General features: G+C 37.5%; 18 protein-coding genes. 8 read left to right on the top strand and 10 right to left on the bottom strand.

Annotated features, from left to right (window positions below; genetic code table 11):
• Positions 1-70 precede the first annotated feature (70 nt).
• The 4 genes from modA to CTN01_RS17440 all read left to right on the top strand — a co-directional run bounded on the left by modA (position 71) and on the right by CTN01_RS17440 (position 3,309).
• On the top strand, positions 71-850 hold the full coding sequence (modA, locus tag CTN01_RS17455; RefSeq protein ID WP_045147365.1) for a molybdate ABC transporter substrate-binding protein: 780 nt from the start codon (positions 71-73) through the stop codon (positions 848-850).
• 231 nt (positions 851-1,081) lie between these two features.
• Positions 1,082-1,771 (top strand): molybdate ABC transporter permease subunit, encoded by a 690-nt coding sequence (gene modB / locus CTN01_RS17450; RefSeq protein WP_005364905.1) that lies wholly within the window; start codon positions 1,082-1,084, stop codon positions 1,769-1,771.
• Entirely contained in the window at positions 1,771-2,862 is a 1,092-nt protein-coding gene (gene modC, locus CTN01_RS17445; protein ID WP_045082206.1) for a molybdenum ABC transporter ATP-binding protein ModC, read from the top strand. Before modB ends, modC begins: the two co-directional genes overlap by 1 nt.
• A 153-nt stretch (positions 2,863-3,015) precedes the next feature.
• Positions 3,016-3,309, top strand: coding sequence for a Bor family protein (locus CTN01_RS17440; RefSeq protein ID WP_045082205.1), 294 nt, complete (start codon positions 3,016-3,018; stop codon positions 3,307-3,309).
• Between the two features lie 79 nt (positions 3,310-3,388).
• On the opposite strand, the gene CTN01_RS17435 is transcribed toward CTN01_RS17440, so the two are convergent.
• Both CTN01_RS17435 and CTN01_RS17430 read right to left on the bottom strand, forming a co-directional pair.
• A complete protein-coding gene (locus tag CTN01_RS17435; RefSeq protein WP_045082204.1) occupies positions 3,389-4,399 on the bottom strand; it encodes a DUF2955 domain-containing protein in 1,011 nt (336 codons plus the stop codon).
• Positions 4,400-4,461: 62 nt separating this feature from the next.
• Positions 4,462-5,529 (bottom strand): HlyD family secretion protein, encoded by a 1,068-nt coding sequence (locus CTN01_RS17430; protein ID WP_045147362.1) that lies wholly within the window; start codon positions 5,527-5,529, stop codon positions 4,462-4,464.
• A gap of 117 nt (positions 5,530-5,646) precedes the next feature.
• Between CTN01_RS17430 and CTN01_RS17425 the strand changes: the two genes are divergently transcribed.
• Complete coding sequence (locus CTN01_RS17425) at positions 5,647-6,510, top strand: LysR family transcriptional regulator (RefSeq protein ID WP_045082202.1); 864 nt, start codon at positions 5,647-5,649, stop codon at positions 6,508-6,510.
• Positions 6,511-6,539: 29 nt separating this feature from the next.
• Here the strand turns inward: CTN01_RS17425 and CTN01_RS17420 are convergent, their stop codons facing one another.
• The 7 genes from CTN01_RS17420 to CTN01_RS17390 form a co-directional block, all read right to left on the bottom strand.
• The gene (locus tag CTN01_RS17420) at positions 6,540-7,292 is read right to left on the bottom strand and encodes an alpha/beta fold hydrolase (RefSeq protein ID WP_045082201.1); all 753 of its coding nucleotides are present in this window, start codon (positions 7,290-7,292) and stop codon (positions 6,540-6,542) included.
• Positions 7,293-7,311: 19 nt separating this feature from the next.
• Positions 7,312-8,388, bottom strand: coding sequence for a M14 family zinc carboxypeptidase (locus CTN01_RS17415; RefSeq protein ID WP_045082549.1), 1,077 nt, complete (start codon positions 8,386-8,388; stop codon positions 7,312-7,314).
• 82 nt (positions 8,389-8,470) lie between these two features.
• Positions 8,471-8,746 (bottom strand): hypothetical protein, encoded by a 276-nt coding sequence (locus CTN01_RS17410; RefSeq protein WP_045082200.1) that lies wholly within the window; start codon positions 8,744-8,746, stop codon positions 8,471-8,473.
• A gap of 142 nt (positions 8,747-8,888) precedes the next feature.
• The gene (locus CTN01_RS17405) at positions 8,889-9,572 is read right to left on the bottom strand and encodes a DUF4336 domain-containing protein (RefSeq protein ID WP_045082199.1); all 684 of its coding nucleotides are present in this window, start codon (positions 9,570-9,572) and stop codon (positions 8,889-8,891) included.
• 132 nt (positions 9,573-9,704) lie between these two features.
• Positions 9,705-10,610, bottom strand: coding sequence for a DMT family transporter (locus CTN01_RS17400; RefSeq protein ID WP_045132125.1), 906 nt, complete (start codon positions 10,608-10,610; stop codon positions 9,705-9,707).
• 311 nt (positions 10,611-10,921) lie between these two features.
• Entirely contained in the window at positions 10,922-12,205 is a 1,284-nt protein-coding gene (locus CTN01_RS17395; protein WP_045127536.1) for a cation:proton antiporter, read from the bottom strand.
• A 285-nt stretch (positions 12,206-12,490) separates the two neighbouring features.
• Complete coding sequence (locus tag CTN01_RS17390; RefSeq protein WP_045147359.1) at positions 12,491-13,213, bottom strand: glycerophosphodiester phosphodiesterase family protein; 723 nt, start codon at positions 13,211-13,213, stop codon at positions 12,491-12,493.
• 347 nt (positions 13,214-13,560) lie between these two features.
• Between CTN01_RS17390 and CTN01_RS17385 the strand changes: the two genes are divergently transcribed.
• The 3 genes from CTN01_RS17385 to CTN01_RS17375 all read left to right on the top strand — a co-directional run bounded on the left by CTN01_RS17385 (position 13,561) and on the right by CTN01_RS17375 (position 16,432).
• Entirely contained in the window at positions 13,561-14,139 is a 579-nt protein-coding gene (locus CTN01_RS17385; protein ID WP_045082198.1) for a nucleoside triphosphate pyrophosphohydrolase family protein, read from the top strand.
• Between the two features lie 91 nt (positions 14,140-14,230).
• On the top strand, positions 14,231-15,577 hold the full coding sequence (locus tag CTN01_RS17380) for an MATE family efflux transporter (RefSeq protein WP_045147357.1): 1,347 nt from the start codon (positions 14,231-14,233) through the stop codon (positions 15,575-15,577).
• 36 nt (positions 15,578-15,613) lie between these two features.
• Positions 15,614-16,432: an alpha/beta fold hydrolase gene (locus CTN01_RS17375; RefSeq protein WP_045147356.1), complete on the top strand. Its 819-nt coding sequence runs from the start codon at positions 15,614-15,616 to the stop codon at positions 16,430-16,432.
• 90 nt (positions 16,433-16,522) lie between these two features.
• On the opposite strand, the gene CTN01_RS17370 is transcribed toward CTN01_RS17375, so the two are convergent.
• Positions 16,523-17,332, bottom strand: a complete 810-nt coding sequence (locus CTN01_RS17370) for an alpha/beta fold hydrolase (protein WP_045147354.1) — start codon at positions 17,330-17,332, stop codon at positions 16,523-16,525.
• Positions 17,333-17,426 lie beyond the last annotated feature (94 nt).

The following is a 17,426-nucleotide window of genomic DNA, read 5'->3' as shown; positions in this document are numbered from 1 at the left end:
CATAACACAGATAATACTTGTATTAACCGATATGTAGTTTACTATATATCGAAATATTAGGAGCATCGTCATGACACGTAAATTAGCTTTCGCAACAGCAGCGTTACTCTCAACACTCTCTTTTTCTTCTTTTTCTTCTTTTGCTGCTGATAGTAACATCACGGTATTTGCGGCTTCGTCATTAACCAATGCGTTAAATGACATTGCTGCTAAATATCAAAAGGAGACTGGGGTTAAAACCACGCTTTCATTCGCTTCATCTTCAGCGTTAGCGCGGCAAGTTGCGCTTGGTGCGCCAGCAAATATTTATTTATCGGCTAACGAAAAGTGGATGGATTATGTAGAGCAGCAGGGCGCGGTAATTGATAATAGCCGTGTCGATGTTCTAAAAAACAGTTTAGTGATGGTTGCTCCTACTGATTATCCACAAAATAATATCAAGCTGACAGCAAGCTGGGATTTATCTAAAGCCTTAGACGGTACACGTTTAGCGCTGGGTAATCCGGCAAATGTTCCAGCAGGACGTTACGCTAAGCAATCGTTAGAATATCTAAAATTATGGCAGCAAGCAGAGCCCTTATTGGCAATGGCGAATAACGTACGCTCGGCATTAGTGTTAGTTGAACGCGGCGAAGCAAAACTTGGAATTGTATATAGAACCGATGCTGAGATTTCTAAAAAGGTAAAAATCGTTGCGACTTTCCCTGCAGGTTCACATAAGCCAATTACGTATCCAATGGCATTAGTCAAAGGTAATGCGACGCCTGCGGCAAAAGCGTTTTATGAATACTTACAGCATGACGAAGCTAAAGCTATTTTTAAACAATATGGTTTTGGTTCTGTTAATTAAGACAATAAGTTAGTCAATAAATTAATCATATTATGGTTAAACGACGTTATAGATAAAACTAGGCACTGAGCACTTCGCTCAGTGCTTTTTTTGTCTATTTATAGAGCAACTATGAAGTTTTATACACATCGTTACTGACTATGATGCAATGATTACTTATGCTATCGCTATTATTACGAATCTCATGCAGAAAAGAGCATGGGTTAAGATTGAAACACAGGATTGTTCGCTTTGCTCACTGATTATGAATTACAAGCGTTATTATTAAGCCTTAAAATCTCAAGTGTTGCTGTGCTATTTAGCCTTCCTTTGGGTATTGCTTGTGCTTGGTTATTGGCTCGTCGAAATTTTTGGGGTAAATCATTATTAGATGGTTTCATTCATTTACCCCTTGTTTTACCTCCTGTTGTGATTGGTTATTTATTGTTAATTTCAATGGGAAGACAAGGCGCTATAGGTAAATGGCTTTATGAGTGGTTTGGCTTTAGTTTTAGCTTTAGTTGGCGAGGGGCAGCTTTAGCGGTGGCTGTGGTATCTTTTCCATTAATGGTACGCTCTATTCGCCTTGCTTTAGAAGGGGTCGATAAAAAGCTCGAACAAGCCGCTCGTACATTAGGCGCATCACCACTACGTGTATTTGTCACCATTACGTTACCATTAACGATCCCTGGTATTTTAACAGGCACAATTTTAGCCTTTGCTCGTGCTCTTGGTGAGTTTGGTGCAACGATTACCTTTGTTTCTAATATTCCTGGTCAAACTCAAACTATTCCATTGGCAATGTATTCCTTTATTGAAACCCCGGGAGCGGAGAGTGAAGCGGCCCGTTTATGTGTGGTTGCGATAGTGATTGCCTTGTCTTCATTATTTGCTTCTGAATGGTTAACACGCCTTGCTAGAAAACGTTTGGAAGTGATGTAATGACAACTAATAAACGCTTAAAAATCAAATTTAAACAACAGCTTGGTGATTTATCGCTAGACGTTGATCTCGATGTACCCATGAAAGGGATCACAGCGATCTTTGGCCGTTCAGGAGCTGGTAAAACTTCGTTAGTGAATGTTCTATCGGGTTTAACAAAGCCAGATAATGGGATTATTAAGCTTGGCGATAGGATCCTTTTCAGTAGTGAAGAGCGAATATTTCTTTCGCCAGATAAGCGAAAAATTGGTTATGTATTTCAAGATGCGCGTTTATTCCCACATTACAGTGTTAGAGGCAATTTAAATTACGGCGTCAAGAGTCCTGATCCCCAGCATTTTGATGATATTGTCCGCTTGCTTGGTATTGAAGCGTTACTAAACCGTTATCCGTCATCATTATCTGGTGGCGAAAAGCAGCGGGTCGCGATTGGACGTGCGTTATTAACTAGACCTGATATGTTGCTGATGGATGAGCCATTAGCATCGCTAGATATGCCGCGTAAACAAGAGCTAATGCCTTACCTTGAGCGTTTAGCCAAGAGTGTGAATACACCAATTATTTATGTAACCCATAGCCTTGATGAAATCTTACGCCTTGCCGATTCTATGGTGATGCTTAACCAAGGTAAGGTGTTAATTTCAGGGCATGTGAATTCAGTATGGAGTTCACCTGAAATGCGTCCTTGGTTGCCTGTTAAAGAGCAAAGTTCATTATTAAGTGCTCGTATTAATTATAATCATCCTAAATATGCATTAACGCAGGTAATGTTAAGCCATGATTCATTCTTATGGGTCAGCCGTTTACATCAGCAACGTGGTGAATGGGTAAGGGTACGTATTTTTTCAAATGATGTATCTATTGCTCGCGAACAACCCACTAAAACCAGTATCCGTAATATCTTAGCCGCAAGAATTGACAAAATTCATTATGCTGAAGATGAGCGTGTCGAAGTGAAATTGCGGGTTGGTGAAACTCACTTATGGGCCAATATTACCGCTTGGGCGGCGGATGAATTAGCGTTAAATATTGGTGATAAGGTCTATGCGCAAATTAAAGGTGTGAGTGTAACTAAAGATGATTTAGCTTAATGATATTGATTTTGTATTATTTATAATTCTACTTGAAATAATTGAACGTTGTTTGATAATTGCTCATTCACACTGCGTTTATTTAATATTCGTTTACAGTATGTTGTTTTACAATTATATTCACTTCGTTTATATAAAGGAGTGCAAATAGTAATGAAAAAAATAACTTTAGCGGTTATCTTTTCTGCAGTAATGGTAACGGGCTGTGCAAAACAAACATTTACAATGGGTGAACAACCTACTTTAAATCAACCTACAATCGAAAAATCACAACCGTTTTTTGTTTCAGGTATTGGTCAAAAGAAAACAATCGATGCGGCCAAAATATGTGGTGGCGCGGAAAATATTGAAAAAGTAGAAGTACAACAAACATTTTTTAACGGCTTTTTAAGTACGATTACTTTTGGTATTTACACTCCTCGCGAAGCTCGTGTTTACTGTAAATAATATAATAATTTATATTTATTAATATTATAGTGATTAAATAAAGGCTAATTAATTTAGCCTTTATTATATGTAAAATAGCTTAAAATTGTTCATTAGGGGCTTTGATGACCCTAATTAAAAAATGGTGAGTGATCCAAATTACGATTGAAGTCGCAACCACCGCGACGAAAATTGAGCTGAAGCGATATAAAATAGAAAAAAAGGCATCTTTTTGTTCTGGTATTAATGATGTTGTAAGCGGTACGGTTAACGCCGACATAGCAGAAAAAGCAATACTTGATTTTATAGTACCTTGTGCAATCCAGTGACAGAAAAAGCCTGCAGCTATCGCATAAGCCATCAGAAATAATATGCCGTTATTAACCCATGAATAAAGCCCTAACTGGATAATCATACCCGCTAAACATCCCAAAAATGTCCCTGTAATACGTATTTTAGCGACAGCCATTGAACCAATTAATGTCATTGGTGCGAGCACAATGAAAATAGATGCTTGTGCTGATAATGAATCATTTAAATCACCGAATTGGAACAAAAGAAAAGCAACCATTGCCACTAACCAGCCCAGTGCGGTTTGGCGGAGCATCCCGATATGATCAACACGCTGTGTGTCATTATTTATACTAGGTGCTGTTTGTTCTGTTTCAGGTTCAGGGAAAAGAAAATACGCAAGGGCGCAAATAGGTGCAGTTATTAATCCACTCATCCACAAGGTGATATTGAATTCTTCAAGATCAAATCCGGTATAACTAGCAAAGTTAAGCGCGATTGAACCAACTAACAAACCAGAGAACCCAAATAAATAGGTTTTAGGGTTTATCATCGCTTTGCATTTTGCCAGTAGCATAATACCAACAGCGATAGTCATTAAAACAGGGTAGGGTTGCAAGAAACCTGAAATAAAAGTCACTTGTACTGTAACCCAGATAATTCCTAAAATCAGTTGCACAAGCAATGATAAATTCCAGCGTTCTGCCTTCATTAATACCATTATTGGCAGTAAAGCAGCGAAAAAGCCATAAGACCAACCAAAAATCATACTAATAGCGAGCCCTAAAACACATCCAAACCAGATCCGCATTGTTTTCATTATTAGCTCCTTTTTTAAGCGATAAGAAAGGGCGATCAATCATAATATTGATCGCTCAGCGGTTAGTAGATGTAGTGTAACCAACTAGCGAGACGAATTTGAATGCTAGCTAAGATTTGCCATAACAAGCTGTTATCTGAATAAATAACAACAGTAGCACGTGAGCCAATAAACAATTGATGTGGTAAAGGTGTGTCACTAGTTAAATTAACCCGCACACGCTGTGCGTCACGTACCCAGCGGTTATTAACCTCAACGGCACTTAATTGACCGTTTGGTGTTTCTTGCGCTGCGGCGACACCAAAGTCTCGATTAGCGATATGGAAATTGAAAACTTGACCGGGTAATGCATCGTAGGTGACATAGGCAACAGAGTCTTTATTAATTAATGCTGTAGACTTTTCACGATAATCAGCTGAAACCCACATAGAACTTGTTGGAATAAATGTAAGCATAGGTTTGTTTGCTGTAGCCATTGTACCTACATCAACTTGTAGATTAGTAATGACGCCGTTACTAGGTGCAATAATTTTAGTATGTGCTAAATCAAGTTCGGCTTGTTTTAATGCATTTTTTGCGGACATGACTGGTGTCGTTTCACCGACTGTATTTCCTAATTTAGCTTCAACGGCTAACAGCTGCTGTTGTGCTGAATGTAATGTCGATAATGCACTACGATCTTTCGCGAATGCTGAATCACGCATAGATGCAGAGACTAATTTCTTCTGCGCCAGTTTATTTATACGACCATATTCATTTCTTACGTTGTCATAATTGGCTTGGCTGGTGGCTACATTCGCTTTTGCTGCCTCAACTTGTGCTAACAAAGATTTTTCTTGCTCATAAGATTGTTGTAATACCAATTTTGCGCGATCAACGGCAAGCTCATACTTAGATGGATCTATAGTTAATAACACCTCACCTTTTTTTAGTTTCTGATTGTTAGTGATCGAAACTGAGGTGATATTGCCAGAGACTTCTGGAGCAATTTGAACGACATAACCACGAACACGGCTTTCTGTTGTAAGTGGAATATGTCTATCTGCAACAATGATATACCCCATGAAGAGTAAAAATAGGATGATTAATCCTTTCATCCAGCGACGGAATGTTGTGTCAGCATTTGCCATGAGTGTCTCTTTTTATAGTGATCTTTATCACATTATTATAAAGAGTGTGTATTTGATTAAATAGACTAATAAGTATTACACTTGCGTTCTATTTTTAGGACAATGGTTGTATGTGTTATGAAAGCATCGTTAGATGATATTTATTTATTTATGTTAACGGTCAGACATGGTGGGATCAGTGTTGCTGCAAAAGCACATTCATTACAACGTTCTAAAATTAGCAGAAGAATACAACAACTTGAAAAAGATCTTGGTTGTCAGTTATTGATAAGAACAACACGACAAATTGAATTAACTGAAAATGGACGATTGTTTTATCAATATATCAACCAGCCATTAAGTGAAGTTGACCAAGCGGTGAATTTAGTGAAAAGCCAGCAACAAGCATTCAGTGGTGTGCTTAAAATGGCGATTCCTGCAGCCTTTATTTCATCCTCTGTTTTTCTTGAAATATTGGATCGATATACAGAACAATTTCCAGATGTAACATTAGATATTATTCATCGGTATGAAAGCATCGATTTAAAAAGAGAGAATATCGATTTACAGCTGTTGCCAAACATTGTTGATGTGATTAACGAAAACTATGTTCAACAAACGTTACTAAGTTCAGCGAACCGTTTGTATTGTTCTCCTAAATATCTTGAGTCATACAGTTTACCAACGACGATGGAAACGCTTTATCAACACCCGATTTTAACGAGCCGATATAACTCAACGTTATTACCAGAAAGAATGAATGTTCGTTTAGTTTCAGAAGATTTTGGTTTAATTAATCGCTTAACTGAATCAGGTAGAGGAATCGCTATACTGCCAGTCGTCTTATTTGAAGATAAAGTTGCCAGTGGCGATTTAATCCCAGTACTTCCAGAAACCTTTGAAATAGATATTGTTATGACGTTAGTGTATCCATCCCGACGTTTTATTCCGGTAAAAACACGAGCAATGATTGAATTACTACGTGAGCAATTTTCAAAGTAATTAAGCTGATAATGAAAGAATACGTGAGGTTATAAGAAACGTTTAGCGTGCTCACAAACCCACCGTGGGTCATCAAGCGGTATATCATGACCTGCCGTGGGATGAATATTAATAGGTAAATCCCAATATTGAGCTAAAGCGATACTGCATTGATAATTTACGAGCTTATCTTGCTCGCTTGCAAGTAAGCAAATTGGCTGAGATAGCTTTTTCGGTAATATAAACTCACGACTAGCATTGAGTTGGTTAAACATGTTGGAGCATGAAATGGGATGTTTTTCTTTCCAGTGTGCCCATTGGTGCGATAAAGCGATGAGTTCAACGCTATCCCTTTGCTTATTTGATGTTAAATGAATGATTTTTTCTTCTTGTTTTAAGTTTGGTAAGCATAATATTTGGAAAATATCGATATAGCGCTGCCAACGCAGACGTTGATGAAAAGGAGAAAGACTTTGAGTACTGGTATTAATTAATATCGCTTTACGAATATCATTTGGAAATAATGTCATCCATTTTAAAGCAATCATTCCTCCCATAGATATTGCAATAATATCGGCTTGATGATCTGGCTGTAAAGCATGGAAATGTTGGTGGAGATCTTGAGCAATGCCTTCAAGGTTCGATGGTGTTTTTTCGTTATTACGAGTGCCATTTCCCGCAATATCAAGACAAACAATATTTGAGTAAGGAAAGTTCGATTTCAGAGTTTGCCGGAAGTCTCCCCAATGAAATTGGTCTCGGAATAATCCTCGCAATAATATAATAGTGTGTTTTTTTGTCATATTTAAAGCCACAAGTGGTTTATTGTTGTTTTTTATACCAGCGAGATAATGCTTGTTGTTTGTAATAAGGGTTATCAGCGTGATTGAACCATGATGGGTAGTTTGCAGTCGCATTGATCATGAAATCCATTAGCACAATGTGTTTTTGTAATACGCGTTGTATGCGTTGAGGTTTTATTGGGTTGAAAATCCCCAATGCTTGCCTAATTTGAAGTGGATTCTTCTTTATCCAACGCCAAGATCCCATTTCTAATGTTAGCGGCAGTATAGCCTGTTGTTGTCTTAAACATTGTAGGGTGATGTGATCCCATAAATCCCCATGACAGAGATAGTGCAAAGCTTGAGGTTCAAAAATATAATTTTGATTAGGGTAAGTTCTCATAAATGTATGACGAAGGTGAAAAACATCACCAATATAAGGAAAGGCTTGTTTTGCACTATGCGCATAAGGAAACCAAATTCTATCTTTTAAACCAAAGCCGGAGTGGCAATCTAATGACAGTGTTACAGGTCGAGATGTTGTTAAGTCAGTAACGTAACGGGTTAATGCGTCTGCTTCTAATTCCATTTGTTGACTGTTGTGTCCTCTAAACCAAGGAATGCGAGGAGTTAAGCGATGCCCACCAATCAAAAAAGCTGTTTTTTCTTCACTGTTTAGAGGTGCATTTCGCATTAAATCAATATGGTTACCATTTGAGCGGTAATTTTTCGCCATCCCTACAGGGTTTACTAAAGGAATAAAAACGATTTGAATCCGCTGTAAAAGATGATGGAGCGAGGTATCCCATGTCATGCGTTCGATAATTGTATGCAGATATGACAGCAGTACTTGGGTACCAATTCGTTCCAAACCATGAACACCGCCTACAAATAACATTAATGGTGCTTTTGGATCAGGCGTACCAAGATGAATTGCATAGAGTGGTAAGCTATTTTGATGGTGCTGGGGTAAATGATCATTACAAGGTATATGAGCTAATATGTCACATTGAAATGGAACAGGGGGTTTGTGTTGGCTTAACCTTTCAATTAACGTTTCAAGTTGTATTAGTTCTGGTAATAACGTTGAAATAGAGGGAGATTTAGCGTTTAGCAAAAGAGCCTCACAAACAAAGATAAAAAGGAACAATATCAATGTATGTTGACAATTAGATGTCAGGCTCTTTTTTGTTAAATATTTATACAGACTCTTTCTTGGCTTTTTCTAAGCGAAACTGCGTTGTTTCCACTATCCATTTTGGTCGGTTGATAGCATAGCCGAGTAATAATGCTGGAACGAAAAAGACAATATGGGTCATAGCAAGATGAAGATCTTTAGCAACTAAATCTGTTGCCCCTGTCATGTAGTGAATGACTCCTACAGCCGCAAAAATAATCCCAAGCATTGCTAAGATAAACATACCGACAACACCAAGGCCTAAAATGTCGCGAATATAAATTCTTATTGGATTCATAGTATGGTTCCGAATCAAACTTATCTGAAAAAGTGATAAGCATGGCGATAATAATCAGAATACTATGCGCTTTAGGTTGAATATATTTATTGATCTTGCTCACAATCACCGTGAGACAGATGAATAAATAAGCATTATTTTGCTAAGCGTGAAATAACCAGTGGAAAGCGGTTGAGAATAATTGTTTGCCGTTTGTTTCAATCACTTTGCCTTTTGCAAAAATGATACGGTCAAAAGGCCATGTTAAGATTTCTTGAATTGATTGGCGTAACCTTACGCGGTCGGTAAAACTGAGTCGTAAATAGAAAGGCATGGCTGGATGAATATAACAACCGTTTAGAAGCCCATAACCAATACTTAGTGGGTGTTTCTTATCAATCATCCATGCAAGTAAATCACCCAAAATTAATGTTTTTGATAAAGGATCACAAAAGGCAATTTCTTCAAAGTTGTCACTACCTTTAATTAAGGTTTGTAATAGTTGTCCTTGCCATAAAGCTGGGGTGTACTGACGTAATACGTCGTCAAACGTTAGATCTCCGCGTTTTTGCTGTAACCCTGGAGCGGCAAAGAAATAGGCGTCTGGATATGCAAGCCACCACTCTGATAAATAGTGATGGTAGCTTTTATTGGGAGTGACAACGGCGACTATTTTGCCAAGTTGCTCTATGGTTGATTTCAATGCATTGTCGAGTTCAATAGGGGAGTGAATAAACAAACGATCATCGTCTAATTTTATCACCGTCATTTTACAACCAACCGCAATACCGTTGGTTTTCATGGCAAAATCTTGATACCAAAGTCTATTTTTATAAGATTCAATCATACCGCTTCCTGCGTACTACATTGATAGATTATGTTGCAAATAGTCATTCCTTGACCGTAAATACTGAAATCATTAAACAGATTAGCTTATGGGATCGTTAAAATCTATTAATGTTTACTTCCCAATTTTGATTTAGATCGTTGTTCGTTTGATTTTTTTTAAAATATTACTGCCAAATAGGTTCACAACAGCACCAGAAATAATCAGCACGCCACCGATGTAGGTCCAAATAGAAGGGACTTCTTTGAAGATGATAAACCCAAGGATGATTGATAAGACAATTTGAACATAAGAGTAAGCCGTTGCTTTACCTGCAGCTTGAGTTTGCATTGCCTTAGTTAATCCCACTTGACCTACTTGGGTAAATATACCCACAAAAACTAAGCAAATTGTTGTGGGTAAGTCTGGTACAACAAAGTTATCAGCAATTATTATAAGAGATAACGGTAAAGTAATAAGTGGAAAATAAAAAATGATGACTGAACTGTCTTCAGTATTACTAAGCTTTTTTACAATAATATATGAAATAGCACTAACAAAAGCACCGATTAACGCGATCATGACACTGTATAACGGTAGATGAGAAGCGCCTGTTGTTAGTGTTGTTGGGTTTACAATGAAAAATAACCCCATGATACTTAACACAATACACACCATGGTTGAAAGCTGAACACGCTCTTTTAAGAACATTACAGCGAGTACGGCCGTAAATACAGGGTTGGTATATTGTAAAATAGTGGCCTCAGCGAGTGGTAAAGTCGTGACGGCATAGTAAACACAGGAAAGTCCGATTGTGCCCATAATCCCACGAACAACCAATAAAGGTTTGTTATTACCCCATACAGGTATGCCTTTTCGTTTAATATCTAAATAACTAATAATCAGCGAGACGGCGGCACGCGCAGCAACGATTTCAAAGACTGGAATGCCGACTTGACTAACGTATTTAACGGTAGAAGACATTAGGGCAAAACCTAGGGCAGAAAGGAGCATAAAACGTGCGCCTAATGGAATTAAACTCTCATTGCTGGTGGTCATTGATGTATGTCTTTTTTAAGGTGATTAAAAAATATCATAAAGGAAGCGGTTGTATTAACAATAGTTGACGGTAAATATTTAGTTAATTATTCATAGATAACAACATATGCAATACTTGCTCGAATTAAACGTTGCTCATAAAAAAAAGAGATAAAAAACACAATGATTTTTAATCTCTTTTTATGGTTTTTCTCTGTTTGCTGTTCTTATTTCTGCTTATAAAGCCCAATAAGACCAGCACAGAAAGCTGCAATTAAACCAACAAATGCAATAATAAGGTGATGGTGATGGATCCAGTACATGTTCTCTCCTTACAATGGTTTATTATCAACCGCTTTTGCTTTCATAATCATTGAGGTAATCGTTGAACCTTGGATTAATATTGAGAATATCACAATGGCGTAAGTCATTAAGACTATGATTTCTTTTATACTTACATCAGGATGTGATGGTAAGTAAACATGTGTTGGAATAGCCATAGCCATAGCAAGCGCCAAACCACCGCGTAAGCCACCCCAAGTTAGAATTTTGACAGATTCAGGGTTGTACTGACGGTAGCGTTTAAAGCCAACATAAGATAAACGAATACTTAGGTAACGACTTAATAATACAAGTGGAACCGCAATAATTACTGCGATGATATCAATACTGTGGAAGCTAAAGGTTATCATAACAAAACCGATAAGAAGGAATAATACGGCATTGAGGATTTCATCAACTAACTCCCATAAGTGTGCCATTTGGTCTGCCGATTGTTCTGAAATGTATTTACGCGTGATATTACCAATTAAGATCCCTGAAACGACCATTGCAAGAGGGGCTGAAACCTCTAAATGTTCACCTAAGACATATCCAAATGTAGGAACAAGCATGGTTAAGATTAAGCGCATCATATTATCGCTTGAACCTTTAATTAGGTAATGGAAGATACCACCTAGCACTGCACCAAAAGCGATACCACCAAAGGCTTCTCGAATGAAAAGGAGTGCAGTACCGGATACCGTTGGCGCTGTTTTTCCGAAAGCAACTTCAAAAATAGTGACGAAAATAACCAAACCGATTCCATCATTAAATAACGATTCACCTTCAATTTGAGTAGAAATACGTTGTGGCGCTTTCAATTTTTTTACAATTGCTAATACAGCAATTGGATCGGTTGGAGAGATAAGTGCACCAAATAAACAGCAATAAATAAAGTTGAGCTCAATACCGATAAGACTAAAGATTAACCATAATACTATACCGATGAAAAAAGTAGAAAATAGGGTGCCGGCAAGAGCAAGAAAGGTAATTTCAAATTTTTGATCTTTTAAATGTTCTAAATCTATATTTAATGCGCCAGCGAATAATAAGAATCCAAGAACGCCTTTTAATAAGAAGTCTTCAAACTTTATATGTTGAATAAGCTCTATTAAGGCATTTTCTTTTTCAATTGAAATGAAACCAAATTGAGTTAATGCTAATAAAATAAGTGAGATCGCAATAGACCAGCCTGTAATTGCTATCGTCGTTTGAAAACGTCCGAATTTATGGTTAAAAATTGAAATAAAGACCGCAATTGCCGCCATAATACATATAGTGTCATATACTGACATGAAGAGTTTTCTCCCGATTTTGATTATTTTTCGACAATATTATTCAGTTACGGTTATTTATAATATAGTGTGATTTTCAAATAGATATAATCACAACAAATATATCATTCATATTGTATTAATATTACCTACATATATTGAAATATTCTATACAGATTACTATTAGAATTATTTGCATTATTTTGGAATATAAAAATTCATAAATGTGGCTTGAATTATACTATTGCTTTTCAATGGAGGCGAAAAGATAAGCGCTTGCAAATAAGCGCTTATACAGAAAAGGCGTTAGTCGTTAAGGGCTGAAATTAACAATGCTGGATCATCAGTTATGATTGTTGATACGCCCCATCTAGTAAATTTGGCTACTTTTTTAGGATCATTCATTGTCCAAATTTGCAGTACTTTACCCGCATGGATAATTTCTTTTGCAAGTTTTTCGTTGAGAAGATGATGATCGAGGTGGATACTATATAACTTCAATTTCTCATCTAATCGATCAATATCAGGTACCCAATCTTCAATAATTAACCCTCGGCGTACTTCAGGCCATTGTTCTAGGCATTGATTAACCGCGTTATAGGAAAAACTGGATAAAATAAGACGTTCTGGATCAAAGCCATAATTTTTTATCACTTCAATTGTTTTTGTAACTTGTAAGGTCACTTCTTCTTCGTAATGTACCTTGATTTCAAGGTTAAGATTAAGACCATATTCATCACAAGCGGCGAGTAGTTCATGTAACGTAGGGATGGTTTCTCCTGCAAACTCTGGTGAAAACCAACTACCAGCATCAAGTTGTTTCAATTCCTGTAGCGTTTTATGGCGAACACTCCCTGAACCGTTCGTACATCGACGCACGCTTTTATCATGGATAATAACAGGCACTAAATCTTCACAAAGTTGAGTATCAGTCTCAATCCATTTTGCACCTGCATTAGCGGCAGCTTTCATGGAAATCAATGTATTCTCTGGTGCAACAGCGCGAGCACCACGGTGTCCTGCAATCATATGAATGTCCAAAATAAATAACCATGGGTTGTAAATTAACGAACTGATTTTCATCTATTTTAATGAACAATCAAGTATTAATATCGCAATATCATGATGTCATTTTGTTACACTTGCACCTATAAATTCAATGATTATTTCTATAATAATAAGCAATAGGAGTTACGTGGCATATCTTTGGTATGATGGTTTTAGCAACAAATGAAAACTGATTTCATAATTGGTTTTGTATCTAGTCTCTGATTAGATTAGTATTCTGTTCGTTGTCTGATTAAAAATATTCATCGTTACTATTTACGTCGTATTTTTAATTACTAGGCCATTATAATTTGAGACAAGGAAAACGAATGAAACTGTCAGCGCTAGACCAACCTCTTTTTGATCATCTTTACCGCGATATTAGAGAGTTTCGTTCCACATTCGATCTTGATATCGAATCACCTCAAACACTTGATACTCAAGCAGACGCATTACATACATCACTTGCTGTTGAAGAAATGACAGAACTGGCAGAAGCGGATTCTTTAGTTGAGCAAGCTGATGCGATCGTTGATTCTGTTTATGTGTTAATGGGTCGCTTAGTTCACCTTGGTGATAAGCAAGTAGAAGATAATATCGGCATTAGCTATTTAATTGATATTCTTTTGCAAATGTCAGCGCGCCTAGGTATTGACTTTATGGCTTGTTGGAATGAAGTCCACTCTAGCAATATGAGTAAAGTATGCCGTAATACTGAAGAATATGCTGATACTGAAGCGTTTTATGCAAAGCAGGGCGTTGCACTAACGGCTAGCACCAAGGGTGATTATATTATTGCTAAGTGTGCTCAAGATGTAGATCTTGACGGAAAAATCATTCGTAAAGGTAAGGTATTAAAATCGGTTTATTATCGACCTGCCGATTTGGTCAAACTTGTTATCCGCTAGCTTATAGTATAATTAGAAAAATTATCCTCGCTTATGCGAGGATTTTTTGTTTTTACGTAATAACTATTTATATCAGTAAGAGAAGTGATCTATGAAACTATCTTCTAATACTCGAATTTTAACTCTAGACCTCTTTAAAATGACATGGCCGATGTTATTCGGTGTGTTATCGCTGATGAGTTTTCAACTTGTAGATAGTGCCTTTATCGCTCAGCTTGGTGTACTTCCATTGGCTGCTCAAGGCTTTACACTACCAATGCAAATGGTTGTTATTGGTCTTCAAGTTGGTTTAGGTATTGCGACCACTGCATTGATTTCAAGAGTGTTAGGTGCCAATGAGGAAGTAAGAGCGCAACAACTCGGCGGTTTAGTCGTGCTTGTTGGCGGTATCGGTATTGCGTTACTTTGCGGTGTTATTTGGTTACTTCGAGATGTGATCATGCACTTGCTTGATGCGCCAGAAAAGGTACTTCCCATCATCGATACTTATTGGCCTGTTTGGCTAATGAGTGCATGGTGTGGATCCATGTTGTATTTTGCCTATAGCTTATGTCGAGCCAATGGTAATACTTTGTTACCAGGTACCATGATGATGGTAACAAGCCTATTGAATATTGTTTTAGATCCGTTGTTCATCTTTAAATTTGGACTGGGAATCAATGGTGCTGCTTGGGCAACGATCACTGCGTTTATTATTGGTATGCTGGTGGTTTTTCCATTAGTGATGAAAAAAAAGTGGTTAAGCTTTCATTGGGTAGGCTTAAATATCATTCAGTCGATTAAAGAACTGGGACATATCATGGCTCCGGCTATGATGAGTCAATTATTGCCTCCTGTTTCTTCTATGTTAGCTACGAAATTAGTCGCAGGTTTTGGTGCCGCTACTGTCGGAGCTTGGGCATTGGGTTCGCGAATTGAATTTTTCTCTATCGTCGTTGTACTGGCTTTGACTATGTCGATGCCACAGATGGTAGGAAAGCGGTTAGGTAAACGAGATATTCAAGGGATCAAAACCTTGATAAACATTGCCGTTTGTTTTGTTCTTGCATGGCAATTTATTATAGCAATGATCATTTTCTTACTGTCGTCACCATTAAGTTCATTATTATCATCTGATGTAAAAGTACAGCAAGTGCTTCTAATGCACCTAACACGTGTTCCTATTAGCCTAGGCGCATTGGGTGTTTGTATGATCATGGTATCGATTTGTAATGCGCTAGCAATGCCGATGCGCGCATTATTTATTTCAGCTTGGCGTTTGTTTATCTGTTTCCTACCGATTTTATGGATAGGATCGCAACTTGCTGGTCTTCCAGGTCTATTTACTGGAGCAATGTTAGGTAATATTGCAGCAGGGATCAGCGCATGGATTTTTTATCGAAAGGGGCTTGCCTTGATCGATAAAAAATATCAATTTGAAACAGATGCAGTAAGATAGCGTGTGAATCACGTATAAATGATGACAAGGATATGCATGCAAAGTTATGTAATTGAAGATCGTAAATTAACGTATTTAGATCAAGGTACAGGCCCTGTACTCGTGTTGGGTCATAGTTATTTGTGGGACAGCAAAATGTGGCAACCACAAATAGAGGCATTGAGTCAGCATTATCGTTGTATTGTACCTGAGTTATGGGCACATGGTCAGGCTGATGTTGCACCTGAAAAAACACGTACGCTGCGTGATTACGCTGATGATGTTATTGCACTGCTTGACCACCTTAATATAGATAACTTTTCGCTTATTGGTTTATCAGTGGGAGGCATGTGGGGAGCAGAGCTTGCCATAAAAGTACCTCAACGTGTGACAGCATTAGTATTGATGGATACTTTTTTAGGCTACGAGCCTGAGGTCTTACACGCTAAATACTTTTCAATGCTAAATACAATTATTGAGCAGCAAGCTATTCCAGACGCCATTATTGATAGCGTTGTTCCTTTATTTTTCCGTCGTCAAGCCGAGCAATATACGCCAGAGCTTGTTGATGGCTTTAGACAACATTTAGCCTCTCTAAAAGGTGATAAAGCAGTAGCAATTGCACAAGTGGGTAAGATGGTGTTTGGCCGTCGAGATACGTTTGACGATATAGCGCAACTTAAAGCACCCACATTGATTTTATCAGGTATGGAAGATAATCCACGTCCACCACTAGAAGCGCAGTTGATGCATGATGAGATCAAAGATAGCGAATATGTATTGATCCCAGAGGCTGGCCATATTAGTAACTTAGAACAACCTGAATTTGTAACTAAGCAACTTGAAGCTTTCTTAGCGAAGCATATTGCACGCTAATTAATAAATAAACAGAAAAATGGCATAACGTGCAATTGAAGATCTAGAAAAGATCATTAAGCAGCGTTATGCCTTTTTATAATAAAAATGTTAAGCCGTATAAGTGGTTTTATGCTGTTTAATAAAATCGATCGAATGCTGATTAAAATCATCCGGTCGTTCAACGTTGCAAACGTGTCCGCAATCTTTTAATTCAGTCAAAAAACTAAACTTATGTCGTTGAACCATTTCTTTTACTGGCTTGATAAACATATAGTCATTTGCACCCATCAAATACAATGTCGGTATCGACAGTTCTTTTTCTTTAAAATACTTCATGATGGGGTTTACTTCTGTTGCCAGTTTAAACCACCGCTTAAATTCTTTTTGACACAATTTTTTGGCTTCTCGGACGAATAAATGTCGAGACTCGCGTTGACTTTTTTGCGGCATAACGACATAGGCAAATAAACGATATAACCACATGTAAGGAATAATGTGCTTACACATATTACCTAGTTTCACTAAAATTTGAGAACGGGTATTTAAACGTGTTACCGCACCACCCAAAATCATCGTTTTAACTCTGTCTGGCGCTATTTCAGCTAAGTTGCGAATAATGATTGTGCCCAGAGATATCCCAACAAAGTGTGCTGATTGAATCTTTAAGTGATTAAGTACATGAACAATATCTTTCGTCACACTTTTAAATGTATAGGGATTAGCGATCATGTCTTTGAACATGTTGTTGGATTTACCATGACCACGAAGGTCGAGAAGTAACAAATTAAAGTGTTGTTTATACGCTTTAATCTGTTTGTACCAAATTGCTGAACTGCCACCGGCACCATGCACAAACACTACCCATTCATTACTGCTTGGGTGTGGGTAGGTTTTGTAAAAAAGCATGTTGTCTGTCATCAAAAGTCCTTTATACGCAAGAAGCGTGAATCATAGCATGGTGTTATTTATTAACTCACCTGACCACAAGATAGTTATCTTATAGCTAAAGGTA

The organism is Photobacterium angustum, from assembly GCF_003026365.1.
Classification (GTDB): domain Bacteria; phylum Pseudomonadota; class Gammaproteobacteria; order Enterobacterales; family Vibrionaceae; genus Photobacterium; species Photobacterium angustum.
The sequence above is the reverse complement of the archived record's forward strand: the minus strand, read 5'-3'. Positions and strand labels throughout refer to the sequence as shown.

Bases quoted from the DNA above. Each gene is read 5' to 3' on its own strand.
- modA (WP_045147365.1), top strand. From the start codon at position 71: ATGACACGTAAATTAGCTTTCGCAACAGCAGCGTTACTCTCAACACTC.
- modC (WP_045082206.1), top strand. From the start codon at position 1,771: ATGACAACTAATAAACGCTTAAAAATCAAATTTAAACAACAGCTTGGT.
- CTN01_RS17440 (WP_045082205.1), top strand. From the start codon at position 3,016: ATGAAAAAAATAACTTTAGCGGTTATCTTTTCTGCAGTAATGGTAACG.
- CTN01_RS17435 (WP_045082204.1), bottom strand. From the start codon at position 4,399: ATGAAAACAATGCGGATCTGGTTTGGATGTGTTTTAGGGCTCGCTATT.
- CTN01_RS17430 (WP_045147362.1), bottom strand. From the start codon at position 5,529: ATGGCAAATGCTGACACAACATTCCGTCGCTGGATGAAAGGATTAATC.
- CTN01_RS17425 (WP_045082202.1), top strand. From the start codon at position 5,647: ATGAAAGCATCGTTAGATGATATTTATTTATTTATGTTAACGGTCAGA.
- CTN01_RS17420 (WP_045082201.1), bottom strand. From the start codon at position 7,292: ATGACAAAAAAACACACTATTATATTATTGCGAGGATTATTCCGAGAC.
- CTN01_RS17410 (WP_045082200.1), bottom strand. From the start codon at position 8,746: ATGAATCCAATAAGAATTTATATTCGCGACATTTTAGGCCTTGGTGTT.
- CTN01_RS17405 (WP_045082199.1), bottom strand. From the start codon at position 9,572: ATGATTGAATCTTATAAAAATAGACTTTGGTATCAAGATTTTGCCATG.
- CTN01_RS17400 (WP_045132125.1), bottom strand. From the start codon at position 10,610: ATGACCACCAGCAATGAGAGTTTAATTCCATTAGGCGCACGTTTTATG.
- CTN01_RS17395 (WP_045127536.1), bottom strand. From the start codon at position 12,205: ATGTCAGTATATGACACTATATGTATTATGGCGGCAATTGCGGTCTTT.
- CTN01_RS17390 (WP_045147359.1), bottom strand. From the start codon at position 13,213: ATGATTGCAGGACACCGTGGTGCTCGCGCTGTTGCACCAGAGAATACA.
- CTN01_RS17385 (WP_045082198.1), top strand. From the start codon at position 13,561: ATGAAACTGTCAGCGCTAGACCAACCTCTTTTTGATCATCTTTACCGC.
- CTN01_RS17380 (WP_045147357.1), top strand. From the start codon at position 14,231: ATGAAACTATCTTCTAATACTCGAATTTTAACTCTAGACCTCTTTAAA.
- CTN01_RS17375 (WP_045147356.1), top strand. From the start codon at position 15,614: ATGCAAAGTTATGTAATTGAAGATCGTAAATTAACGTATTTAGATCAA.
- CTN01_RS17370 (WP_045147354.1), bottom strand. From the start codon at position 17,332: ATGACAGACAACATGCTTTTTTACAAAACCTACCCACACCCAAGCAGT.